The following is a 23,875-nucleotide window of genomic DNA, read 5'->3' as shown; positions in this document are numbered from 1 at the left end:
ATCGCAAAATAAATATTTTTTAAATTTAGCGAACGTTCGCTTGTTTTGTAAAAAACTTTTTTATAACATTGTACTGTCAAAACGTATTAATTATGAATTAGTTATGATTTAATTGTTTTGGTGAAATGAAAAATGATTAGAGAGAAATTTTTTTAATCAAATAAAAATTAAAATCTGCAGCTATGAAAAACCAATTAGAGATTACTGAAATGGCTTTAGAAATTCTGGCCGACAAAAAGCTTGCTTATCCAAAAATCTGGACTGAAGAAGCGATTGCGTTTATTACCGAATTGCACAAAAAATTCGAATCGCAAAGAAAATTACTGCTTTTGCAGAGAGAGCAAAAACAAGTTGCTTTTGATCAGGGCGTCATGCCGGTTTTTACTCCAGAAACAAAAAGCGTCAGAGAAGGCAATTGGACAGCTAGAGAAATTCCGAAAGATTTATTAGACAGGAGGGTAGAAATTACTGGACCTGTTGATCGCAAAATGATTATCAATGCTTTGAATTCGGGTGCCAAAACTTTTATGGCTGATTTTGAAGATAGTACCTCGCCAACTTGGAAAAACTTGATGGACGGACAAGTGAATTTAATTGATGCGGTGAACAAAACCATTACGTATACTGATTTGGTGAAACAGAAATCGTATCATTTAAATCAAAAAATCGCAACACTTATTGTACGTCCAAGAGGTTTGCATCTTCCTGAAAAACATATTTTGATTGATGGAATTGAAGTTTCGGGTTCGCTGGTAGATTTTGGTTTATACGTTTTTCACAATCATAAAAGGCTTTTAGAGAATAATTCAGGACCGTATTTCTACATTCCGAAATTAGAACATTATCTAGAAGCAAGATGGTGGAACAGCGTAATTGATTTTACCGAAGATTATTTAAAACTGAAAAGAGGAACTATAAAAGTGACGGTTTTAATTGAAACAATTACAGCAAGTTTTCAGTTGGACGAAATCATTTACGAATTGAAAGAACATATCGTTGGATTAAACTGCGGGCGTTGGGATTATATTTTCTCATACATTAAAAAGTTTAGAAAAAATCCAAAATTCATTGTTCCAGATCGTGATCAGGTAAATATGACTTCGCCTTTTATGAATGCGTATTCAAATTTAGTAATTCAGAGATGTCATAAACGAGGTATTCATGCGATTGGCGGAATGGCAGCACAGATCCCGATTCGAAATAACGAAGAAGCAAATGCAGTCGCTTTCGCAAAAGTAAAAACCGATAAAGAACGTGAAGTTCGAAACGGTCATGACGGAACTTGGGTAGCACATCCAGATTTGGTTGCTGTAGCAAAAGAAATTTTTGATAAAGGAATGCCGACTCCAAATCAGATTCATATAAAAAGAGAAAATCGTAAAATAACAGAAGAAGATTTAATCGAACCGCCAATTGGATTGATTACAGAAAACGGCGTTCGAAAAAATATCAATGTTGCGGTTCTATATCTGGCTTCATGGTTGAACGGACAAGGTGCGGCCGCTTTACATAATTTAATGGAAGATGCAGCAACTGCTGAAATTTCAAGATCGCAATTGTGGCAATGGCTTCAAAACAAAGTGGTTTTGGATAATGGCCGAAAATTAGATCTGGCCTATTATCATGAATTGGCTTTGGATGAATTTCAGAAAATCAAAACAGAATTAGGAGAAGAAAAACACGAAGAACAGCAATTTCCATTAGCTGAAAAAGTATTGGAAAGATTAGTTGTAAATCCAGATTTCGTTGATTTCTTGACGATTCCGTGTTACAAATACCTATAAACAATTAAAAATTAAGAATTAAGAATTAAAAATCTGCAGTATCTGCCAAATCTGCGAGCGAATAATTTTTTCACGCAGATTTAGCAGATCAAGCAGATAAAATTCAGTCTTAAATTATTTAAACACATAGAAACATAGATTTAGATTTTAAATAAAAGATAAAAGAAAAAAACTAGTTTTTCACACATAGCTATGTGTATTGAAACTAGTGAAACGCCTTTAACCACAAAGGATAACTATGTTTCTATGTGTTAAAAAAAATAAGTCCAGTTAAAACTGAATACTAAAAACTGCAACTGAACACTAAAACACTAACCACTTTAACTTAAGCTATTTATGAAAACAACAGAAAACAGAATTCAGGAATTGATTAACGATTGGATCACGAATCCAAGATGGAAAGGAGTTGAACGTCCTTATACTGCAAGCGAAGTAGTGACGCTTCAAGGATCATATCAAATTGAGCATTCTATTGCAAAAATAGGAGCTGAGAAATTATGGAGAAAGTTAAAATCTCAGGATTATGTGGCGGGTTTGGGAGCTTTAACTGGAAATCAGGCGATTCAGGAAGTAGACGCTGGTTTAGAAGCGATTTATTTAAGCGGATGGCAAGTTGCTGCGGATGCGAATCTGGCGGGCGAAATGTACCCAGATCAATCACTGTATCCTGTAAACAGCGTTCCAATGGTGGTAAAAAAGATCAACAATGCTTTATTGCGTGCTGATCAGATTCAAACTGTAAATGAAATTGAAGATAAAAAAGATTATTTAGTACCAATTGTAGCCGATGCTGAAGCAGGTTTTGGTGGAAACTTAAATGCTTTCGAATTAATGAAATCAATGATTGAAGCTGGAGCTTCTGGGGTTCATTTTGAAGATCAATTGAGTTCTGCTAAAAAATGCGGACATCTGGGCGGAAAAGTTTTGGTGCCGACACAAGAAGCGATTAATAAATTAATTGCCGCTCGTTTGGCGTCAGATGTTATGGGAGTTCCAACTTTAATCGTTGCCCGAACCGATGCTGATGCGGCAAATCTATTAACTAGCGATGCAGATCCAAGAGATCGTAAATTCTTAACGGGAGAAAAAACTGCTGAAGGTTTCTTCTATGTAAACAATGGAATCGAGCAGGGAATTGCAAGAGGTTTAAGCTACGCACCTTATGCCGATTTGATTTGGATGGAAACCAGTAATCCGGATTTAGATTATGCTAGAAAATTTGCAAAAGCAATGAAAAAAGAATTCCCAGACAAAATGCTGGCTTACAATTGTTCTCCTTCTTTTAATTGGGCAGCAAAATTAACGGTTGCTGAAATGGAAACATTTAGAGAAGATTTAGCAGCAATGGGATATAGTTTCCAATTCATCACTTTGGCAGGATTCCATGCTTTGAATACGAGTATGTTCGAATTGTCTAAAGCCTACAAAGAACGCGGAATGGCAGGCTATTCTGAATTGCAGGAAAGAGAATTCTCTTTACAAAAAAACGGATTCAGAGCGGTAAAACATCAGGCTTTTGTTGGAACTTCATATTTCGATGCCGTTCAAAATACGGTGATGTTAGGAAAATCAGCAATAACCGCAATGAAACATTCTACGGAGGTTGAGCAATTTTAATTCTTGTTTTACCATTAAGATATTAAGAAAGTTAAGCTTTATATTCTTAAAAAATAAGAAAGATTAAGTCTAGCTTAATGAATCTTAATATCTTAATGGTTTAATTTTACTTTTTCAAAAGCCTGGCTTTCATTTTGCTGAAGAATTCGGGTGTTACACCAATGAAAGAAGCAATTTGTTTTTGAGGAACTTTGTGAACTAATGTTCCATATTTTTTAGTGAATTTTTCAAAGCGCTCTTCCGCAGGTAAACTCAAGTTATCCATTAATCTTTGTTGATTCGCAACTAATGAATTTTCAATTAAGATTCTGAAAAAACGTTCCAATTTTGGAATTTCAAGATACAATTGTTCTTGATTTTCTTTGGACAAAGAAACGACTTCAGCTTCTTCCAGAACTTCAATAAAAAGCTGTCCTGGTTTTTGAGAAAAAAAGCTGTACATATCGCTCATCCACCATCCTTCGCAGGCAAAAGAAAGAACATGTTCGACAATATTATCGTTGATATTGAAACTTCTTAAAATTCCTGAGTTTACAAAATAGGAATGTTTGCAGACTTCGCCAGCGTTTAATAAAAGCGTTTTGGCTTTGTAAGTGTTGGTTTCCAGTTTAGATAAAAAAAGCGCCTGTTCTTCTGGTGTAAGAGAAACGTGTTTGGCAATGTTTTCGAGAATTAATGCCATTATTTTTTATCGTCAATTAAGGTAAATGAAGTTGCTTTAAATCGGTCTCCTTTGATTTCTCCCGTAACTAAAGCTTTACTAATTGCGTTACAAAAGCCTTTTTCTGAGTGTGCATCACCGTGATCGTGAATAGTTGTTCCGTCAACAAAGTAGCTTTTTCCATCAATGCGAACAGCTAAATCACAGCTTTTGCCTTTCATACCAAATTGACATTCTCCGCATGAAGCTTCAACAACTGTTGGTTTATCAAATTTCTTTTTGCTTTGTGCTTGTACGGTGATTCCAATAAAAAGAAAAGTCGCTAAAAGTATATTTTTCATAGTTAAGAATTTACAGTTATTAATTTTGCCGTTTCTTTGGCGCGTTCTGTTACTTCATTAATTGGGGTTGAAAGCGTATCATGACTTAAAACGACACCCATTCTTCGGTAAGGTCTTGAAGTTGGTTTGCCGAAAATTCTGAAATCTGTTTTTGGTAAAGCGGCTACTTTTTCGATTCCGCTGAAAGTTGGATTTGTTGAATCTTCTGACGCTAAAATTACAGCGCTTGCTCCAGCTTTTTCTAAAGTGATTTCGAATATTGGAAGACTTAAAATCGCTCGTAAATGCAATTCAAATTCGTTGAAATTCTGTGTTCCTGCTAAAGTTACCATTCCGGTATCGTGTGGACGAGGAGAAAGTTCAGAGAAATAAACACCTTCATTAGTTAAGAAAAATTCAACACCAAAAAGTCCCGCGCCTCCAAGCGCTTCCGTAATTTTTTCAGCCATATCCTGAGCTTCATACAAATCTTTTTCTGAAACCAAAGCGGGCTGCCAGCTTTCCTGATAATCACCTCTTTCTTGTCTGTGACCAATTGGAGCACAGAATAAAGTTGGATTATTATTTTGAGTAATCGTTAAAAGTGTAATTTCAGAATGAAAATCTACAAAAGCTTCTACAATCACTTCGATAACATCGCCACGTGAACCAGCAACGGCATATTGCCAAGCTTTTTCGATATCACTTTCTGTTTTGATTGTTGATTGTCCTTTTCCAGACGAAGACATTAAAGGTTTTACTACACACGGAATTCCAACTTCTTGAACAGCTTTCTGAAGTTCCTCTGCCGATGTTGCATATTGGTATTTTGCCGTTTTTAATCCGAGTTCTTTTGCTGCTAAATCGCGAATGGCTTTACGATTCATAGTGAAGTTTGCCGCTTTCGCTGAAGGAACAACGGTAATTCCTTGTTTTTCGTAATCGTAAAAACGTTCGGTACGAATGGCTTCTATTTCAGGAACTATAAAATCGGGTTGGTGTTTGGCTACGATTCGGTCAAGTGCTTCACCGTCGAGCATATTAATGACTTCAAAACCGTGTGCAACTTGCATGGCTGGTGCATTTTCGTAACTGTCAACTGCGATTATGGTTTGTCCGATTCGTTGTGCGGCAATGACAAATTCTTTGCCTAATTCGCCTGAACCTAGGAGTAGTATTTTCATTTTGGAGTAGTGTATTGTTTGAGTAGTAAAAGTAGGGAAAAAGGTTTTTTTAACCGCGAAGTTCGCAAAGAATTACGCGAAGAACGCAAGTTTTTTGTTTTTAAGTTAAAAAAGAGCGCAAAGAATTTCTCACGTAGATTTTGCAGATCGAGCAGATTTAATTTTATACTAGATTTTAGTTTTAAGACAAAGTAACCACACAGTTTGTCATTTCGACGAAGGAGAAATCTCCACAAGTGGCTCTACAAAGATTGGCTTATTGGAGCGGAGTTACTCGTGGAGATTTCTCCTTCGTCGAAATGACAAGATTGGAGAAATAACAGGATAAAAAAATGTTCGCAAAGATTATTTAAAATCTTTGCGAACATTTGCGTAATTCTTTGCGCTCTTTGCGGTAAAAAAAACTTTGCGTTTAAACTTTAATGAAAATGATCTTCTTCAATTTCAAATTCTGCATCTTTTTCCCAGATTTCCATTTCGCAGGGTTTACAGTTGAATTTTAGTTTGTATTCAAGTTCACCTTGTTTCAATACTAATGGTTCTTTTACTTTAACACCTACAATATCTTTTTGGTGTATTGGGCATTTTTTCAATTCGTATTTAATGCAATATTTGGTTGTCATTACACGAGATTTTCCTGGATCCCATTGTAATTCGAATGCTTTTTCGATTTCGGTAACACCGTGACGTTCATAGAATTTACGAGCTGTTTTGTTAGAAACGTTGTACATGAAATCCAATTTCGTTTCTGGATATGGATGTGACGTTTTTACCAATTGGTGTTCTTCACGAACGTAATTTGCCAAACGAATTTCTGATAATTGTTCGAAAACATTTCTTCTCATTTCGTTGATTTTTGAAATAGGAAGGAACCAGTTTTCAGAGAACATTACATTGATTTCATCGGCGCTGTAAGGTGTGAAACCTGTTTTTGCCAATTGAACTTTAATATTTTCTTCGATCGATTCGCCTGTTTTCGTTTTTTCTTTCGGATGCTCTAATTTTACTGTACTTACGTTTCCATCTTCATCGGTTGCGATTAATTCAAAACCGTTTTCATTTTCGGTAAGCAATAAAGTAGTTCCGATTTTACGGATCGCACTGTCTTCTCTTTCAACAATTTTAATGAAAGCAGCGTCGTTGTTTCTATAGATGAAAGTTCCGTCTTTGATTTCTTTTAAAACGTTTGGATACACTTTTCCGTTTTCAGCTTTGTTTACGTAAATTCCGTCAGCTTCGTTATTTTCGTTAATGAAACAAAGTCCATCACCGTTGTTTAATAATTCACCGTTTTCGATTTCGTAAGCATCTCCAATAGTTCGAATTAATTTCCCAATATATTGCCCTTTAGATTTTGGGCTTTCCCAAGAACCAATAGAGCTGTGTCTTTCGTTTACGAAATAATCGGTATAACCACGATTGAACGTTCTGCTTAAAGTAGAGTCGAAAGTATATGTACATTTTCCAGAAGAAGCTTTTGTGTACTTATCGCTTCCTTCTAAATAACTGTCTAATTTTTGACGTAGATAAGATACGTTATTTTTAACGTAAGCTACATCTTTTAGTCTTCCTTCAATTTTGAAAGAAACGATACCTGCTTCAATTAAATTCGGAATCTGATCTGAAACGTCTAAATCTTTAATCGAAAGCAAGTGACTGTTTCTGATTAAAGTATCTCCGTTTCCGTCAATTAAGTTATAAGGTAAACGGCAGTTTTGAGCGCAAGAACCACGGTTTGCACTTCGTTCTCCGTTTGCCACACTCATATAACAGTTTCCGCTGAAGGATACACAAAGTGCTCCAGTCACGAAAAATTCTAATTCAACATCAGCTTCGTCGTAAATGGTTTTAATTTGATGTAAGTTCAATTCACGTGCTAAAACGACACGTTTGATTCCTGCATCTTTAAGGAATTTAATTTTGTCTGCATCACGGTTGTTGGCTTGTGTGCTGGCGTGAAGAACGATAGGAGGCAAGTCCATTTCCATAATCGCCATATCTTGAATGATCAAAGCATCGACACCAATATCGTATAATTCCCAAATCATTGCGCGACAGGTTTCTAATTCGTTGTCGTATAAAATGGTATTCATTACCACAAAAACCTGAGCATTAAATAAGTGTGCATATTTTACTAATGCAGCAACATCTTCAATAGAGTTGTTGGCATTTGAACGTGCTCCAAATTGTGGCGCACCAATATATACAGCATCTGCACCGCTGTTAATAGCTGCCATTCCGCCGATTAAATCTCTTGCTGGAGCTAATATTTCTATTTTCTTCTTCATTTCTAAAACTTTAGCCTTTTGTGGTATTCACGAAAAAAAGTGTGCAAAGGTCTAATAAATTATTTGAGTTTGCTAGTGCTAAAGCGATTTTTTTGAAATTGTTAACGCAATATGGAATGAATTGGTTTAATTTTTAATACTGAATTAATCTGTTTATTCAATGTCATGTATATTAAAAACAAAAAACCACCCGATCCGAAGACCGAGCAGTTCTCAAAAAAAAGCATGAATCGATTAGTTTGCTCTCATTTTTATTTGTGATAAAGTATTTTGAATACTGTTTAATTGTTTTGAAACGACGTAAATCTGATCGTGTTCCAGATGATTATCTTCGAGTGCTTTTTTATATTTTTCAATAGCAGCTTCTTCACCCGTAATACAAGCGTTTATAATTGCTTCTGTATCGCCTCCTGTAAAGGCAGATTTAATATCGATCCAAGCTCGGTGTAAAGCTCCAAGTGGTCCTCCGCCAGAAGTATCTGTGGATTTTCCCAATTTGTTGATTTGGTTTTGTAACTCTACAATAAACAATGCGCGTTCACGGGCATATTCAAGGAAATCGGTTTTCATGGCTGGATTTTCTACATGTTCTGCCGCATCTGTATATCCTAGTTTTCCATCTTCAAGAATTGAAATTAATCCTTCTAAGGTTTTAATTGTTTCTGTTGTGATTTCTTCTGCATGTATCATGACATATAATTTTTGAAATTAATATGTTACAAAGTTTGCAATTTATAAGAGGCTTTGCTTTACAGGATTACACTCTAGGTTTTATAATATTGTAGAATGGGAATTTTGAAACTTATATTTTATTTCAATTGCCTCCAGCTTTAGCTGGAGGAATTAAAAGGATCAAGTTAGTGGCTTTAGCCGAATGTATAGTTTGGCTAAAGCCTATATAGAAGTTTAATTATAACCTCCAGCTGAAGCTGGAGGCAATTGAACCAGATATTGTTTTCTTTTGAAAACGAATTTTTCTCGTTTACGGTTTGCGTGAGGGATAGAAGTGGAAAGCCCACAGCCTGACGAAGGAAGTGCGAGGACTTGTAGCGGATAGCCCGACCCGGAGGGACACGCCCAAAAGCATAAAAAAACAGCTTAAAGTATAAAAGTGATGAAACTTTTGAACCTTAAGCCGTTTTAGTAAAACTTAGTATATTATTATGCAGTCAAAGCTTCTTTGATTCTGCGTAATGCTTCTTTTAAGATATCGTTGCTTGTTGCATAAGAGAAACGAATACAGTTTGGATTTCCGAAAGCGTCTCCAGTTACTGTTGCAACATTTGCTTCTGCTAAAAGGTACATAGAAACGTCGTTTGCATCTTTAATTTCGTGACCTTTTAATGTTTTTCCGAAGAAAGAAGAAACGTCTGGGAATACGTAGAAAGCTCCTTCTGGAACGTTGATTTTTACTCCTGGAATTTCTTTTAATAATCCAACCACTAAATCTCTACGTCCGTGGAAAGCTTGAACCATTTCGTTTAATACGCTTGGATCTGCATCTACAGCTGTAATTGTAGCTCTTTGAGCAACAGAATTTGCACCAGATGTTACTTGTCCTTGAATTTTTGTACACGCTTTTGCGATGAATTCTGGAGCTCCGATGTAACCAATTCTGTATCCTGTCATTGCGAATGCTTTTGCAACTCCGTTTACAGTAATTGTTTTTTCTAACATTCCTGGGATAGAACCAATACTGCAGAAAGTTCCAGAGAAATTGATGTGCTCATAAATTTCATCTGCAACTACGTAAATATTTGGGTGTTTTTCTAAAACTTTAGCCAAAGCTGTTAATTCTTCTCTGCTGTAAACAGATCCAGATGGATTGCAAGGAGAAGAAAACCACATCATTTTTGTTTTTGGTGTGATTGCAGCTTCTAATTGTTCTGGTGTAATTTTGAAATCTGTTTCTACAGAAGTTGGAACTTCAACAGGAACTCCACCAGAAAGTTTTACGATTTCGAAATAAGAAACCCAGTAAGGTGCTGGTAAAATTACCTCGTCACCGTCGTTTAACATTACCTGAGCAATGTTGTATAGAGATTGTTTTGCTCCTGTAGAAACTACGATTTGAGATGGTTTGTACTCTAAATCATTGTCTCTTTTGAATTTTCTGCAGATAGCTTCTTTTAAATCTTGGTATCCATCAACAGGAGAATATGTACTATAGTTGTCGTCGATCGCTTTTTTTGCAGCTTCTTTAATGAAGTCTGGTGTATTGAAATCTGGCTCACCTAAACTTAAACTGATAATGTCTTTTCCTTGTGCTTTTAATTCGCGTGCTAATGCAGCCATTGCTAATGTCTGTGAAGTAGCAAGATTGTTGATTCTGTCCGAAAGAATATGATTCATTATAAAATTTTTGAATGTCCTTAATTTGCTGTTGATTAAGGAAGGTTAATTATTAATAGATTTTTTTTAGTTTTTAAACTGATAATTCTGGCTTCATACCCAAATCTCGTAAATGCTTAAAGTGAGCTACAATAGCACTTCCCATTGTTTTGTATTCGTAATATGGCAAATTGCATTCTTTTGCAGTTTCTTTTACAATTTTCGCAATTTTACCGTAATGAATATGACTGATATTAGGGAAAATATGATGTTCGATTTGATGATTTAATCCACCAGTGTACCAATTTACGATTGCATTTTTTGGCGCAAAATTAGTTGTAGTGTACAATTGGTGAACAGCCCAAGTATTGTCCATTTCTCCTAACTCATTTGGAGAAGGATTTGTAGTATGATCTACAACGTGTGCCAATTGAAATACGATACTTAAGATTAGTCCTGCAGTATAATGCATTACAAAAAATCCAAGAAGCACTTTCCACCAAGTAATTCCAATTAACATTGGTAAAACGATCCAAATAGAAATATAGATAACTTTAGTAATAATAAGAGTTGTCCAAAGAATTTTTGGACTTTTTGGTTCACCGTAAGATAATTTTCTTTTTAGATAATTTCTCATCTGCTTAAAATCAGTAGTAATGGCCCAATTGAAAGTCAATAAACCATACAAGAAAACAGAGTAGTAATGCTGAAAACGGTGAAAACTATGCCATTCTGCATGTTCTGTAAAACGAATAATACGACCAGCATCTAGATCTTCGTCGTGACCAGGAATATTAGTATAGGTGTGATGCAAAACATTATGCTGAACTTGCCAGTTGTATACATTTCCTGCCAAAACATAAATGGTTCCCCCCATGAATTTATTGATCCAGTTTTTAGTAGAATATGATCCATGGTTTCCGTCATGCATTACATTCATTCCCACACCAGCCATTCCAATTCCGATTACGATTGATAAAAGCAACATTACCCAAAAAGGCATGTCAAGCGTAAGGATTAAAAAGTAGGGCGTTAAAAAAACAGCAAATAGAATAACAGCTTTTAAATGTAACTGCCAATTCCCGGTCTTTTTAATATTATTTTCTTTGAAATAATTGTTTACGCGAGAGTTAAGCGTTCTGAAAAACTTCAGATTGTCTTGCCTTGCAAAAATAGGTGCGTCGTTATTCATAATTGATTTAAATAGTTTTCAAAGGTAATTATTATAAATTCTCAATTTGCAAAATTGAGTTAAATATTTCAATCGTAAAGTAGTACTTTTGTTAAAAATTTACAGCAATGGATGAGATATTGAAATATTTTCCCAATTTGACCGATCTTCAAATCGAACAATTTCAAAAATTAGACTTTTTATACCACGATTGGAATGAAAAAATCAATGTGATTTCTAGAAAAGACATTGATTCTTTGTATACAAAACACATTTTGCATTCGTTAGGAATTGCTAAAATCATGAAGTTCGAACCTGGAGCGACTGTTCTAGATGTTGGAACTGGAGGAGGCTTTCCAGGAATTCCGTTAGCGATTCTTTTTCCTGAAACTCGTTTTTACCTAATTGATGTTATTGCTAAAAAAATAAGAGTAGTGCAAGGTGTTGCAGATGCATTAGAATTGAAAAACGTAAAAGCAGAACAAAAACGTGCTGAATTGGTAAAAGGAGATTTCGATTTTATAGTAAGCCGTGCTGTAACCAATATGCCTGATTTCGTTTCTTGGATTAAAGATAAAATTAAGAAACAGCACAAACACACTTTAAAAAATGGAATTCTTTATTTAAAAGGTGGAGATTTAGCTGAAGAATTAAAAGATTTTCCAAATGCCACTTTATATGATTTGTCTGAAATATTTGAAGATGAATTTTTTGAAACTAAAAAAGTGGTTCATCTTCCTTTAAAATTCAAGCCATAATATTTTATATAAAAGCAAATAACCCGATTAGAGATTCTAAATCGGGTTATTTTTTGAATTAACATTAACGTTTTAAATTATGAAGCTTTCTTTGAAAAATTCAGGAATGAATTTGCTTTATGGTCTAAATTGTCGATAAAACTATGAATAGCATTTTCTGATGCTTCAGGAGAATATTCGAATGCTGTATCAAAGAAGTATTCTCTAGAAATTAAAGGTTCGTTTGAAGAATCATATATTTTTTCATCGCTTTCATCTAATTCATTATTTTGATATGGATTTGGATGTGTATGAATTAAATTGATAATTGTCTGACCCAACCAATTGTCAAATTTTTTCTTTTTTGGAGCAATATGACGTGCCAGCAATATTAATCCAACAAGATCATTTTGTAAAAAGTAAGAACCTCTTCTATATCTTGCATCAATCATGGTCACGTTCATTAATGCAATCCATAATGCACCATTGACAGAACCATTTGCGGGAACTTCAAAATCGGTATCAAATAATAATGGATTTGTTTGTTCACGGTTATTGACAGAACACCAAAGAGCTTCAATTCGTTTTTGCGTATCATTTGTTGCTTGACTGTAACCTGTAAAACGCCAGTAAACCCATTCTAATAATGCAGCAGTCAATCCAATTGAGCCTTTGTGGTTGATATGCATTAAAGTATTTTCAAGCTCTTCATTCCCTTCAATGGGATCTAGAAGTTTATTTATTTTCTTTTTTGTCCATTTATAATTAATGGGATGTCCAATGCTTTTTGATTCCATAATAACTTTAGGAACATTGTTTAAATTTCTCATACTTATGCTATTAATTTATTAAATCTTTTAATGTTGCTTAATGATGAAGCAAATTTATGCTGATGAGTTTTTTTTGATGGGAACAATAAGTTTTTAAAGTATTAAAATAAGACAATTAGAGTTTTTAAAGTGCTGATTTTTAAATAAATAAGAAAAATATTACAAAAAATATAATAGAAAATAACGCCTGTAAGTGTAGATATTTTTATACTTTAGTGTAAGTTTTTACTTCGATAAAATATTCTAAGGTTCTTATTTGTAATGGTTTATGTTTTAAGTGTTTTTTCATAACTTTAAAATTATCTCAAATGAAAAAAGTAATTTTTATGTTGCTGCCTTTATTGGTATTAGCAGTTTCCTGCGAAAAAAAATCAGATAAAAATGAATCTGAGAACAAATCTTTGGACAAGATTTCGAAATTAGTTCCTCTAAAAGAGAAAGTTTTAACTGCCGAACAGCAGAAAGCTTTGACTCCAGATTTGGTAATAAAAAGTTTGAAAGATGGAAACAAGCGGTATATGAATAATGATCTAACCTTAAGAGATCATTCGGCTTTAGTACGTGATGCTTCAGAAGGCCAATATCCAAAAGCTGTTATTCTTTCGTGCCTTGACAGTAGAATTCCAGTTGAAGATGTTTTTGATAAGGGAATCGGCGATCTTTTTGTTGGAAGAGTTGCAGGGAACTTTGTAAATGAGGATTTATTAGGCAGTATGGAATTTGGTTGTAAAGTTTCTGGAGCAAAACTAATTTTAGTTTTAGGACATGAATCATGCGGAGCCATTAAGTCTGCAATTGATGATGTGAAATTGGGAAATATAACAGCTATGCTTTCTAAAATAAAACCAGCTATTGCTAAATCTCAAGATTTTGCTGGTGATAAAACTGTCAAGAACGATGATTTTGTAGAATATGTTGCAAAAAATAATGTTTTACAGACAATTACAGATATAAAATCTAGAAGTCCTATTTTGAAAGAAATGGAAGATAAAGGCGAAATCAAAATAATAGGTGCTTATTATGATCTGCATTCTGGCGAAGTAATTTTTTTATAAAAAATAAATGCGTGTAATATAGAAATTACACGCATTTTTATAATCTAAAATCTGAACTCTAAAATCAGATTATCCTAAGAAAGGGTATCTGTAATCTTCTGGAGTTACAAAAGTTTCTTTGATAGTTCTTGGAGAAGCCCAACGTAATAAGTTTAATGCAGAACCTGCTTTATCGTTAGTTCCAGAAGCTCTTGCTCCACCAAATGGCTGCATTCCTACAACCGCTCCAGTTGGTTTATCATTGATGTAGAAGTTACCAGCAGAGTTTTGTAATTTAGTTGTAGCCACTTCAATAGCATAACGATCTTGGCTAAATACAGCTCCTGTTAAAGCGTACTCAGAAGTAGTATCTACTAATTCTAAAGTTTCTTCCCATTTAGCATCTTCATAAACATAAATCGTGATAACTGGTCCAAAAAGTTCAGTTTCCATTGTAGTATATTTTGGATTTGTAGTTACAATAACCGTTGGTTCAATAAAGTATCCAACAGATTTATCGTAATTTCCTCCAACGATGATTTCAGCATCAGCATCTTTTTTAGCTTGGTCAATATAACTAGCTAATTTATCAAAAGATCCTTCGTGGATAACTGCTGTAATGAAGTTTCCAAAATCTTCCGGAGAACCCATTTTCATAGATTTTACATCAGCAACTAATTGCTCTTTTACAGCAGGCCATAAACTTTGAGGAATATAAGCTCTAGATGCTGCAGAACATTTTTGTCCTTGGAATTCAAAAGCTCCACGAGTAATTCCTGTAACTACTTGTTTTACGTTTGCGCTTGGGTGAGCAATAATAAAATCTTTACCTCCAGTTTCACCAACGATTCTTGGATATGTTTTGTAATTGTGGATGTTTGCACCAATTTTAGCCCAAATATCTTTAAATACGTGAGTTGATCCTGTAAAATGAATACCAGCAAAATCACGGCTTGCCAAAACAGTATCAGTAATCATTAAAGCATCTCCAAAAACTACGTTTATAACTCCGTCAGGAACTCCAGCTTCTTTGAAAACATCTAAAATGATTTTTGTAGAAAATACTTGGCTATCACTTGGTTTCCAAACTACAACGTTACCCATCATAGCAGCACTTGCAGGAAGGTTTGCAGCGATTGCAGTAAAGTTGAATGGAGTAATAGCATAAACAAAACCTTCTAATGGTCTGTATTCTACACGATTCCAAACAGAAGAATCTGATTTTGGCTGATCGTTGTAGATTTGAGTCATAAACTCAACATTATAACGTAAGAAGTCAATTAATTCACAAGAAGCATCGATTTCTGCTTGGTGAATATTTTTAGATTGACCAATCATTGTTGCAGCGTTGATGCGAGCTCTGTATGGTCCTGCGATAAGTTCAGCAGCTTTTAAGAAAATAGCAGCACGTTGTTCCCATGCCATATTTGCCCATGCTTTTCTTGATTCAAGTGCATTAGCGATTGCTTTTTCAATATGTTGTTTTTCAGCTAAATGATATTTTCCAACAACGTGTTTGTGGTCGTGTGGAGCTGTAATGTTTCTTGTGTTTCCAGTTCTGATTTCTTCGCTTCCTATATGCAAAGGAACGTCAATTTGAGAATTCCACATTGTTGTGTAAGCCGCCTGAACAGCTGCTTTTTCTGGAGAGTTTGGTGCGTAGCTTTTTACAGGCTCGTTTACCGCTTTTGGTACATGGAAAAATCCTTTAAGCATGTTATTTAAAATTTGTGAATTAGACAATTTAAAGTTAGACGATTTGTTTTGTTACGAATAATCTAACGCTGCACAAAAGTACAAAGGATAAATTAATAAATTGACAATTTTATGATTAAGATAACGATAAAAGCAATCGCTGTAAATTATATCTTAATTTAAAGCAAAAGGAGCACACATTCTAAAAGTAGGAACGATAACTTTGAATGTTTTTGTTGTAGTAAAATTGATCATATTAAAATGACCTTTCATAGCGCCATAAGGAGACGATAATAGACAGCCAGAACTGTAAGTGTGATTTTCGCCAGGTTTTAAAACTGGTTTTTTACCAATTACACCTTCGCCATCTACAACTTCTAAGTCGTTTAAAGAATCAAAAATTTCCCAGTGACGTGAAGTTAATTGTACAGAATCTTTACTATGATTTTCGATGGTAACTACGTAGCTAAAAGCAAAATGAATCTTGTAGTTTTTGAAGTATGTACCTTCAAAACTAGTCAAAACAGATATTTTTATGCCTCGTGTAATTTGAGAAACCATACTAACGCCGTATATATGTGAGTGTTATAGTGGCAAAGTTACGAAAAAAAATTAGTTAAACTAGAACCTTAACATTTGTTTTAGTTGACTATATTGATAGAGTTTGCATTTCCTTTTCCAATTACACGCTGATAACGATCGGTTGCTTCTTTGTAATAGACCAAAATCGTGTACTCATTTTCAGTCTGATAAAAGTTTCCATCAATAGCATTTTCATTATCAATGACTCCTTTTTTATCAGCTACTGTATATTGAAAATTGGTAAAACCCTGCTTGATCATAATGGCTTTTTCGAAAACGCCTTTATCAGTGTTGTAATCCATTTTATATTCTGGCGTAAGACTGTAATTATTGAACATTCCAGTAATATAAATGTCTTTATTCAATCTAAAAGCAGGTGCCGAAAGTGTAAAATATACCCAAGCATAATCGGCTTCAATATCATTGTTAGAACCATTGATATTCTTCACAACAAAATTCCCATTTACATCTTCATAATTGGTGTAAATCTGATTTCCTCTTGCTGCATTAGTGTATAAATGAGCGTTATAAATATCGCCGTTAGAACCTACTTTAGCAACATTATTATTTGCCGCGCGAATGTCTTTATTTTCAAAATACAAATACTCATTTCCGCCCCAAAATTGGGTTTCTTTGTCATATTTATAAATAAGCTGATTGCCAATGGTGTATTGAGGAACAATATTTTTTATCTCGGTATGAAAGTTTCCATTTTGCAATAAAAGAACTTTCACATTCTGTAATGGCGTCTGAAAAACAATATCATTTGACAAAATTGCAATATCAAGATTTTGTTTATAGTCAATATTGCTGAGGTTGCGGCTTCTTTTTACTTGAGTTCCAACAGTACAATGATTTTCAAACAAAATGAATTTTCTTGAGAAAACGACTTCTTTATCATCGTTCAGAATTCGTAGCATATAATTTCCCGAAAGTTTCAATAGCTGTGTAAACTGATTAGGAAAAGAAAGTCTGTAATGCGTATAAACCTGAAGTGTATTAAACGAATTTGAAAAATCTGTAATTCTCTGATTATCCATGCCGAAAATATAATCTGTTTTAGGAATATCTGTTGGATACCAATTGTAATCGCAATGAATAACTTCAAAATAATAATTGGCTTCATTGCCAAACAAATCATCAAATTGAAATGTAAATGCAGAACCTAATTCGAAAATAGGTGGAACATTACTGCCATTCTGAATAAAAGAGACGGTTTTAATATTATAAGGAGGATCGATTTCTTTTTCCTGAGCTTTCGCCAAAGTGAAAATAAAAAGAAAAATCAAGCTTGTATAGAAAAATTTTGGCATCTTATTTCGTTGTAAGATTGTAAATATAACAATTTTATATAACGAAAAAGATGCCAATCTATTGGATTTAACTATTAATTACCCAAAATATATTCTAAGTTACCTTCAATTTCATCATTAATATAACTTTCTTCTAAAAGGGAATCAGATAATAGTTTTTTGTTTTCCTGCAATTTGATGATTTTTTCCTCAACTGTGTTTTTAGAAATAAAACGAATCACATTTACTTTATTCAATTGCCCAATTCTATGCGCTCGACCAACTCCTTGTTTTTCTGCAAAAGGATTCCACCACGGATCCAAGAATAATACATAAGAAGCTTTCGTAATATTCAAACCAACTCCACCAGCTTTTAGTGAAATAAAGAATAACAACGGATTTTCTTTTTCCTGAAATAATTTTACTTGCTGTTCTCTTTTTTCTGCAGGAGTTTCACCTGTAATTTCGCAGAATTCAATTTTATTCTCTTTACACCAATCGGTATAAAAACTTAAATTGGTAACAAACGAACTGAAAATAATCGCTTTCTGTTTTCCTTTTACTAAACTTTCTAAATAGTTCGTAACGGCAATATATTTTCCAGAATCAATTTCTGAATCTGCATCGACCATTTTTGGGTGATTACTTAACTGACGCAGTTTCATCAAAGTATTGATAATGCTGATTTTGTCAGGAGATCCATCGGTTTTAAGAAGGAAATTTCGAGCTTTAGATTTTTCTTTTTCGTATAATTTTTCCTGCTCAGGATCCATGTCACAGTAATAAATCTGCTCTGTTAATTCTGGTAAATCTTTTAAAACTTGTTCTTTGGTTCGTCGCAAAATATAAGGCTGAATAAGATTTTTTAATTCTGCTAAAACTTCTTCATTCTGTTTTTTCTCAATCGGATTTTTGAAATTTTCCATAAAGAAAGCATAACTGCCCAAAATCTCCGGATTGATAAACTGCATTTGTGACCATAAATCGTCAAGCGAATTTTCGATCGGCGTTCCACTCAATGCAATTTTATGTCCCGTACTAATTTTATTTATGGCTTTAAAAATCTTAGAATTTTTGTTTTTGATGTATTGGCTTTCGTCCAAAATCAAATAACGGAAATCGTATTTTTCTAAAATTGAAATATCGCGATGAATGATGCTGTAACTTGTAAAAATCAAATCGGTTGAATTGATTCTGCTTGCTAGTGATTTTCTGTCATTTCCAACATATTGCATTTTCGAAAAGTGAGGCGTAAACTTCCCCGCTTCATTAAACCAGTTAAAAACCAATGAAGAAGGCAGAACGATCAAAGCTTTAAGTGGTTCTCTTTCGATAGTGGTTTCGTTGGCGAACAAATCAAAATTAGTGGTTTTGGTTGTAAAGCCTAATTGTTCTTGCACCGAAACTAAAACAGACAAAGTTTGCAGCGTCTTTCCAAGTCCCATATCGTCAGCCAGACACGCGCCCATATTCGAATTAAAATGACCTAAAAGCCATTTTACACCGTCAATTTGATAGGGTCTTAAAGTCGCTTTTATTAAGTCTGAAGCTGTAAATTCAGCTTGATGAATCTGATCTAAATCATTATCAATTTCTGAAATTCCGTCTAAAGCGGTAAAATTGCTTTTTCGTAAAAGTAAAACGCCATTTTCTGTTTTGGCTAATTTTACCAAAGAACCGTATTTGCTAAACCATTCTAACGGAATCAAGAAATAGTTTCCGTCAGGCAACGCAAAAAGTCTTTCTTTGCTTTTTATGTTTGGAATAATTTCGCTGAAATTGATTTTATAATTTCCAACAGTAATAATTATTTTAATATCAAACCAATCTCCAGTTGTTTCTTTTGATGCAGAAATGGTATAACTTTCTGTAACAATCTCTCTACTTTCTAATTTCAGATTTTCGACAGTAAAACCTAAACTTTTAAGCTTTTCTTTATTGTCAATAATTAGTTGAATATTGACATACGGATCTTTATTTTCTGCTTCTGAATGTAATCCAAATAATTCGTTTTTGATTTTGGTTAAACCAATTTCATTTAATTTTTCGATAAAAAAACTTTCTTCAGAATTTCTTTTAAACTGAATTATTTTAGGTTCATTGGCAACACTGAAATCGACAAAAGAATGTGTTTTTTTAGTTTTGCTTGCATCAAATGAATATCCGTTATAATCAAAATATAGATTGAGATAATAACAGTTTTTAAAGAAATCATGAATTGGCTGAATCGTACAGGAAATGATTTTATCTCGAAGTTCAATTTCAAAACCAGTTGCTTCAATATCAATTTTTTTCGCTATTTGAGGAATAAAACTTTTAAAGTAATCATCAACTAATTTTGAAGGGATTTCAATTGATTTTTTCTTTAAAAAAGGCATCAGTTTTTTAGAGTTTAGCTCTTTTAACTGTCCTAATTTTTTATTGATAATCAGCCAGCCGGGTTCATCCAAAAGAATTTCAGCTTTGATATCCATTGGAGAAAAAGTGGTTTCATTTTCTTTTAAAGAAAGAGTGTAAGTGATTCCTTCGGCATGTTTGTCAAATTGAATCTGAGGTTCAAAATCAAGCGGATCAATATTGACTCTCGAACGATAAAAATCTTTTTCTGGTCCGAGATTTAGAGACAAAGGAAATTGCTCTTTTACAATCAAATCGTAAAATGAACTCAAGTTGAATTTTAAATGCTGACGAATGGCAAAATCAATTTTAGAATCTTTTTGAAGATCAGCAATTGTTTTAGCCGATTTGATTTTTGCGCTGAACTTTTTGAAAATGAATTCAGGTTTTAAAGAATCGCAGGCGGTTAAAATTCTTTTGGTGTTAGAATCTAAATTTTCAAAAACGATCCCGAAACTTTCAAGTACGTTGGGACTTGCTTTTTTATCTAAATATTTGATTTCGCTAGTATTCTCAACAATGTAGGCGGTTGGAATATAGACATTCAGATTTTTTTCCAAACTGATGTCAAAACAGAATTGAAATGGTTTTGTAGGTTCCAAGATTTAGGGATTTGATTAGGCTTGTAATTTGGGAATTGGGCAAAAAATAAAGAGTTTTCAAAATAATAATAATTTGAAAACTCTTTAAATGAACTTATTTATGGTGAAAAAGAATTAGTTTTCTTGTTTAAAGCAAAGCGGAATAATTTCGCCTTTTGCTAAACAATATTTTTCAACCAATTCTGGTGCAATTTTATTCGTATAATCTTCTTCGATAACAATAAAACCAATGCTTCTTAATTTGTCGAAATAATCGCGTCCGTAAACACGCACGTGATCGTATTGTCCGAAGATTTTAGCACGTTCTTTTTGATCTGTAATCGAATCATCAGCAAAGGTAACTTCACGAGATAAATCCTGAGGAATCTGAAGAATCGCCATTCCGCCTGGTTTCAAAACTCTGTATAATTCCTGCATCGCTTTAGTGTCATCTGGAATATGTTCTAAAACGTGATTACATAAAATAACGTCATATTCATTGTCTTTGAAAGGTAAATTACAGATATCTGCTTTTACATCGGCCAAAGGCGAAAGTAAATCGGTTGTCGTATAATCAAGGTTCTTCTGATTGCGGAATCTTTTATAAAAAGCTTGTTCCGGAGCAAAATGCAATACTTTTTTTGGCGCTGTAAAAAAATCAGTCTGATCGTTTAAATACAACCAAAGCAAACGGTGTCTTTCTAAAGAAAGCGTACTTGGCGAAAGTACATTATTGCGTTGTTTCCCGTATCCGTAAGGCAAAAACGATTTAAAGCTTCTTCCATCAATAGGATCTGTAAATTTATCTCCTCTCAAAGAGAATGCTAAAATTGGACGCGCAACGTAACTCAAACGAATTAATAAAGGGCGCGGAATTGTATTAAGTACAAGTTTAAATAATTTTTTCACAGGAATAGATTCGGGTTGTTTTTTGTTATAGAACTAAAGGCACTTGTCTGAATTCATCTTCTTCGTTGCTTTCGATTCCTAGAGCTTTATAGATGTATTGGAAAGTCGATAATAATTCTGGTTTTCCATCAATTAAAGCCACATCGTGCTCAAAGTGCGCGCTAGGTTTTCCGTCGGCAGTCAGAATTGTCCAACCGTCTTTTAGTTGTTTGATGTTTCTAGTTCCCATGTTGATCATTGGTTCAATTGCTACAACCATTCCTTCAACAAAAAGCTTTCCACGTCCACGTTTTCCGTAGTTTGGCATTTCTGGTTCTTCGTGCATTTTTTGTCCAACACCGTGTCCAACCAATTCACGAACTACGCCATAACCATGAGCTTCAGTATATTTTTGAATCGCGTTTCCAACATCTTCCACACGATTTCCTGCTTTAAATTCTCTAATTCCAACATAAAGAGATTCTTTAGTTACTTGTAGAAGTTTTTTAACTTCAGGAGCAACTTCTCCAATTTCGAAACTGTATGCGTGATCTCCGTGGAAACCATTTTTGAAAGCACCACAGTCAACCGAAATAACGTCACCATTTTTAAGAGGAACATTATTTGGAATACCGTGAACAACTTGAGCATTTGGGCTCATGCAAAGCGAATTCGGGAAATCGTACAATCCAAGGAAACTTGGAACTGCACCGTGATCACGAATAAATTCTTCGGCTAATTTGTCAAGATATAATGTAGTTACTCCTTCTTTGATTTCAGAAGCAATCATTCCTAATGTTTTTGATACGATTAAAGCACTTTCGCGCATTAATTCGATTTCCTCTCTAGTTTTTTGGATAATCATATTTTTTCCATTTTTCAGTTCGCAAAAGTACAATATTTTATCTAAATTTTTTAGCCACGAATTCTCGAATTATCTCAAAACAAAAATTTAAAAAAAGTTATTACACAAATGAATTAATTAATTTTTAAAGAAAATTCGTGAATTAGCGACTATCAAAACAATCAATAGAGTTAAAGCGTTTCAGAAAAAAGGCATAAATTAGTAGTACAAATGATAATATTATGGAAACCAATATAGATCGAGATATTGCTAAAGTAAAGGCTCTTAAGAAAATGAAGAGAAATGCTTTAGGACTTTTGGGTATTGCAGTGCTATTGTTTTTAATTGCTATTTATTTTAAAATTCCGATGCTGCAGGCTTTTAGCGAAGCGGCAATGGTTGGTGGAATTGCCGATTGGTTTGCGGTTGTGGCACTTTTTCGTCATCCGATGGGAATCCCTATTTGGCACACAGCCATTATTCCGACCAAGAAAAATGAAATAGGAGAGAACCTTGGAAATTTTGTTTCTGAAGAATTTCTGGATCGAGAAAAATTAGAAATTAAACTGGATGAATTTAATTTTGCAACCAAAGCTTCAGAATGGCTTTCGCATGAAGAAAATGCTGATAAAATTGCCAGTGTTGTTGCTCTCAACATTGTTCCGGGTATTTTAAGAACTATAAAAGATGAAGATGTTAGAAAATTTATTCAGGTTCAATTTAAAGAAAAAATTGAAGGAATAAATTTTGGTGATTGGGTTGCATTGGCTTTAGAACCTTTACAAAAAGGAAATGTAAAAGATCAGTTATTGACAAATCTTTTGGAAGTGATGAGTGCCGAATTGACAAACAATAAAGATTTAATTCGAAAAAAAGTAAAAGCTTCAACTCCCTTTTTAAGTTTCGGATTAGCTGATAAAAGTATTACTGAAGGTGTTTTTAATGGATTGCAAGATTTTTTAAACGAAGCAAAAAATCCAGAAAGCACGGTAAGACTTAAAATTGACGAATACGTTTATAATTTTCTAGATAAAATAAAAAACTCAGAAGAGATGAGGGTTAAAATCAATGATATGATTTTGGGTTTTGTTGGAAAAAAAGAGGTTCAAGATTACATCAACGGAATTTGGGATGAGGTAAAATTATCTATTACAAACGATATTAATAAAGGTGATGATTCTTCGATAAAAAATAATATTGCCAATTTGATTCAAGGTTTTGGAAACGGAATCAAAGAAGATCCTTTAATGATTGACAAAATCAATAATTTCATTAAAAATGATTTGTTATCGGTTCTTTTAAATAACAAAAAAGTAATCGGAGATTTGATTTCTTCAACTGTAAAAAGTTGGGATGGAAAAGAAGTTTCTGAAAAACTGGAATTAGAAATAGGGAAAGATCTTCAATACATTAGAATAAACGGAACTTTAGTTGGTGGTTTTATTGGTCTTGTGATTTATGGAGTTGAGCAGTTGTATCATTATTTTATAATGTAATAACCACAATTTTGTCATTTCGACGAAGGAGAAATCGCACTAGAAATTCCGCAAACTATATCGCCAATTTTTGTCGAGTTTCTCGTGGAGATTTCTCCTTCGTCGAAATGACAAAAAATGCGTAAAAATAAAAGAGGCGAATT

Annotated in this window: 19 protein-coding genes; 5 read left to right on the top strand and 14 right to left on the bottom strand. The window is 33.8% G+C overall.

Features of this window, described 5'->3' with window-relative positions; all coding sequences use genetic code 11:
* Nucleotides 1-182: 182 nt before the first annotated feature.
* Entirely contained in the window at nt 183-1,784 is a 1,602-nt protein-coding gene (aceB, locus tag V6624_RS06100) for a malate synthase A (RefSeq protein WP_111284568.1), read from the top strand.
* A gap of 336 nt (nt 1,785-2,120) precedes the next feature.
* Nucleotides 2,121-3,401, top strand: a complete 1,281-nt coding sequence (gene aceA / locus V6624_RS06095) for an isocitrate lyase (RefSeq protein WP_111284569.1) — start codon at nt 2,121-2,123, stop codon at nt 3,399-3,401.
* A gap of 106 nt (nt 3,402-3,507) precedes the next feature.
* On the opposite strand, the gene V6624_RS06090 is transcribed toward aceA, so the two are convergent.
* From V6624_RS06090 to V6624_RS06060, 7 genes are all read right to left on the bottom strand, one after another.
* Nucleotides 3,508-4,083, bottom strand: a complete 576-nt coding sequence (locus tag V6624_RS06090; protein ID WP_073407828.1) for a Crp/Fnr family transcriptional regulator — start codon at nt 4,081-4,083, stop codon at nt 3,508-3,510.
* The gene (locus V6624_RS06085) at nt 4,083-4,403 is read right to left on the bottom strand and encodes a DUF6370 family protein (protein WP_111284571.1); all 321 of its coding nucleotides are present in this window, start codon (nt 4,401-4,403) and stop codon (nt 4,083-4,085) included. Before V6624_RS06085 ends, V6624_RS06090 begins: the two co-directional genes overlap by 1 nt.
* Nucleotides 4,404-4,405: 2 nt before the next feature.
* A complete protein-coding gene (gene purT, locus V6624_RS06080) occupies nt 4,406-5,566 on the bottom strand; it encodes a formate-dependent phosphoribosylglycinamide formyltransferase (protein ID WP_111284573.1) in 1,161 nt (386 codons plus the stop codon).
* A 419-nt stretch (nt 5,567-5,985) separates the two neighbouring features.
* Complete coding sequence (locus tag V6624_RS06075) at nt 5,986-7,854, bottom strand: peptidase U32 family protein (protein WP_111284575.1); 1,869 nt, start codon at nt 7,852-7,854, stop codon at nt 5,986-5,988.
* A gap of 234 nt (nt 7,855-8,088) precedes the next feature.
* A complete protein-coding gene (locus V6624_RS06070; protein WP_111284577.1) occupies nt 8,089-8,544 on the bottom strand; it encodes a ferritin-like domain-containing protein in 456 nt (151 codons plus the stop codon).
* A gap of 471 nt (nt 8,545-9,015) precedes the next feature.
* Complete coding sequence (locus tag V6624_RS06065) at nt 9,016-10,206, bottom strand: pyridoxal phosphate-dependent aminotransferase (protein ID WP_012023823.1); 1,191 nt, start codon at nt 10,204-10,206, stop codon at nt 9,016-9,018.
* Between the two features lie 73 nt (nt 10,207-10,279).
* Complete coding sequence (locus V6624_RS06060; protein WP_111284578.1) at nt 10,280-11,377, bottom strand: fatty acid desaturase family protein; 1,098 nt, start codon at nt 11,375-11,377, stop codon at nt 10,280-10,282.
* Nucleotides 11,378-11,484: 107 nt separating this feature from the next.
* On the opposite strand from V6624_RS06060, the gene rsmG reads away from it, so the two are divergent.
* Nucleotides 11,485-12,114 (top strand): 16S rRNA (guanine(527)-N(7))-methyltransferase RsmG, encoded by a 630-nt coding sequence (rsmG, locus tag V6624_RS06055; protein WP_338841284.1) that lies wholly within the window; start codon nt 11,485-11,487, stop codon nt 12,112-12,114.
* A gap of 77 nt (nt 12,115-12,191) precedes the next feature.
* Here the strand turns inward: rsmG and V6624_RS06050 are convergent, their stop codons facing one another.
* A complete protein-coding gene (locus V6624_RS06050) occupies nt 12,192-12,923 on the bottom strand; it encodes a hypothetical protein (RefSeq protein ID WP_338841283.1) in 732 nt (243 codons plus the stop codon).
* Nucleotides 12,924-13,231: 308 nt separating this feature from the next.
* Between V6624_RS06050 and V6624_RS06045 the strand changes: the two genes are divergently transcribed.
* Nucleotides 13,232-13,978 carry a carbonic anhydrase family protein gene (locus V6624_RS06045; RefSeq protein ID WP_111284584.1) on the top strand — a complete coding sequence of 249 codons (747 nt, stop codon included), beginning with the start codon at nt 13,232-13,234 and terminating at the stop codon, nt 13,976-13,978.
* Between the two features lie 69 nt (nt 13,979-14,047).
* On the opposite strand, the gene pruA is transcribed toward V6624_RS06045, so the two are convergent.
* The 6 genes from pruA to map form a co-directional block, all read right to left on the bottom strand.
* Complete coding sequence (pruA, locus tag V6624_RS06040) at nt 14,048-15,673, bottom strand: L-glutamate gamma-semialdehyde dehydrogenase (RefSeq protein ID WP_338841282.1); 1,626 nt, start codon at nt 15,671-15,673, stop codon at nt 14,048-14,050.
* Between the two features lie 153 nt (nt 15,674-15,826).
* Nucleotides 15,827-16,213 carry a Co2+/Mg2+ efflux protein ApaG gene (gene apaG, locus V6624_RS06035; RefSeq protein ID WP_008467225.1) on the bottom strand — a complete coding sequence of 129 codons (387 nt, stop codon included), beginning with the start codon at nt 16,211-16,213 and terminating at the stop codon, nt 15,827-15,829.
* Nucleotides 16,214-16,293: 80 nt separating this feature from the next.
* Entirely contained in the window at nt 16,294-17,547 is a 1,254-nt protein-coding gene (locus tag V6624_RS06030; RefSeq protein ID WP_111284588.1) for a DUF5103 domain-containing protein, read from the bottom strand.
* A gap of 74 nt (nt 17,548-17,621) precedes the next feature.
* Nucleotides 17,622-20,525, bottom strand: a complete 2,904-nt coding sequence (locus V6624_RS06025) for a DEAD/DEAH box helicase (RefSeq protein WP_111284590.1) — start codon at nt 20,523-20,525, stop codon at nt 17,622-17,624.
* A 114-nt stretch (nt 20,526-20,639) separates the two neighbouring features.
* Nucleotides 20,640-21,413, bottom strand: coding sequence for a class I SAM-dependent methyltransferase (locus tag V6624_RS06020; RefSeq protein WP_111284592.1), 774 nt, complete (start codon nt 21,411-21,413; stop codon nt 20,640-20,642).
* Nucleotides 21,414-21,438: 25 nt separating this feature from the next.
* Nucleotides 21,439-22,257, bottom strand: coding sequence for a type I methionyl aminopeptidase (gene map / locus V6624_RS06015; protein WP_338841280.1), 819 nt, complete (start codon nt 22,255-22,257; stop codon nt 21,439-21,441).
* A 221-nt stretch (nt 22,258-22,478) separates the two neighbouring features.
* Between map and V6624_RS06010 the strand changes: the two genes are divergently transcribed.
* Entirely contained in the window at nt 22,479-23,732 is a 1,254-nt protein-coding gene (locus V6624_RS06010; RefSeq protein WP_338841279.1) for a DUF445 domain-containing protein, read from the top strand.
* Nucleotides 23,733-23,875: the final 143 nt, after the last annotated feature.

The sequence above is a fragment of the Flavobacterium ginsenosidimutans genome (genome assembly GCF_037478105.1).
Lineage (GTDB): Bacteria > Bacteroidota > Bacteroidia > Flavobacteriales > Flavobacteriaceae > Flavobacterium > Flavobacterium ginsenosidimutans.
The sequence above is the reverse complement of the archived record's forward strand: the minus strand, read 5'-3'. Positions and strand labels throughout refer to the sequence as shown.

Coding starts and splice junctions, on each gene's coding strand:
- V6624_RS06045 (WP_111284584.1), top strand. CDS start 13,232: ATGAAAAAAGTAATTTTTATGTTGCTGCCTTTATTGGTATTAGCAGTT.
- V6624_RS06065 (WP_012023823.1), bottom strand. CDS start 10,206: ATGAATCATATTCTTTCGGACAGAATCAACAATCTTGCTACTTCACAG.
- aceA (WP_111284569.1), top strand. CDS start 2,121: ATGAAAACAACAGAAAACAGAATTCAGGAATTGATTAACGATTGGATC.
- V6624_RS06090 (WP_073407828.1), bottom strand. CDS start 4,083: ATGGCATTAATTCTCGAAAACATTGCCAAACACGTTTCTCTTACACCA.
- V6624_RS06075 (WP_111284575.1), bottom strand. CDS start 7,854: ATGAAGAAGAAAATAGAAATATTAGCTCCAGCAAGAGATTTAATCGGC.
- V6624_RS06010 (WP_338841279.1), top strand. CDS start 22,479: ATGGAAACCAATATAGATCGAGATATTGCTAAAGTAAAGGCTCTTAAG.
- apaG (WP_008467225.1), bottom strand. CDS start 16,213: ATGGTTTCTCAAATTACACGAGGCATAAAAATATCTGTTTTGACTAGT.
- V6624_RS06050 (WP_338841283.1), bottom strand. CDS start 12,923: ATGAGAAATTTAAACAATGTTCCTAAAGTTATTATGGAATCAAAAAGC.
- V6624_RS06070 (WP_111284577.1), bottom strand. CDS start 8,544: ATGATACATGCAGAAGAAATCACAACAGAAACAATTAAAACCTTAGAA.
- pruA (WP_338841282.1), bottom strand. CDS start 15,673: ATGCTTAAAGGATTTTTCCATGTACCAAAAGCGGTAAACGAGCCTGTA.
- V6624_RS06030 (WP_111284588.1), bottom strand. CDS start 17,547: ATGCCAAAATTTTTCTATACAAGCTTGATTTTTCTTTTTATTTTCACT.
- V6624_RS06060 (WP_111284578.1), bottom strand. CDS start 11,377: ATGAATAACGACGCACCTATTTTTGCAAGGCAAGACAATCTGAAGTTT.
- aceB (WP_111284568.1), top strand. CDS start 183: ATGAAAAACCAATTAGAGATTACTGAAATGGCTTTAGAAATTCTGGCC.
- map (WP_338841280.1), bottom strand. CDS start 22,257: ATGATTATCCAAAAAACTAGAGAGGAAATCGAATTAATGCGCGAAAGT.
- rsmG (WP_338841284.1), top strand. CDS start 11,485: ATGGATGAGATATTGAAATATTTTCCCAATTTGACCGATCTTCAAATC.
- purT (WP_111284573.1), bottom strand. CDS start 5,566: ATGAAAATACTACTCCTAGGTTCAGGCGAATTAGGCAAAGAATTTGTC.
- V6624_RS06085 (WP_111284571.1), bottom strand. CDS start 4,403: ATGAAAAATATACTTTTAGCGACTTTTCTTTTTATTGGAATCACCGTA.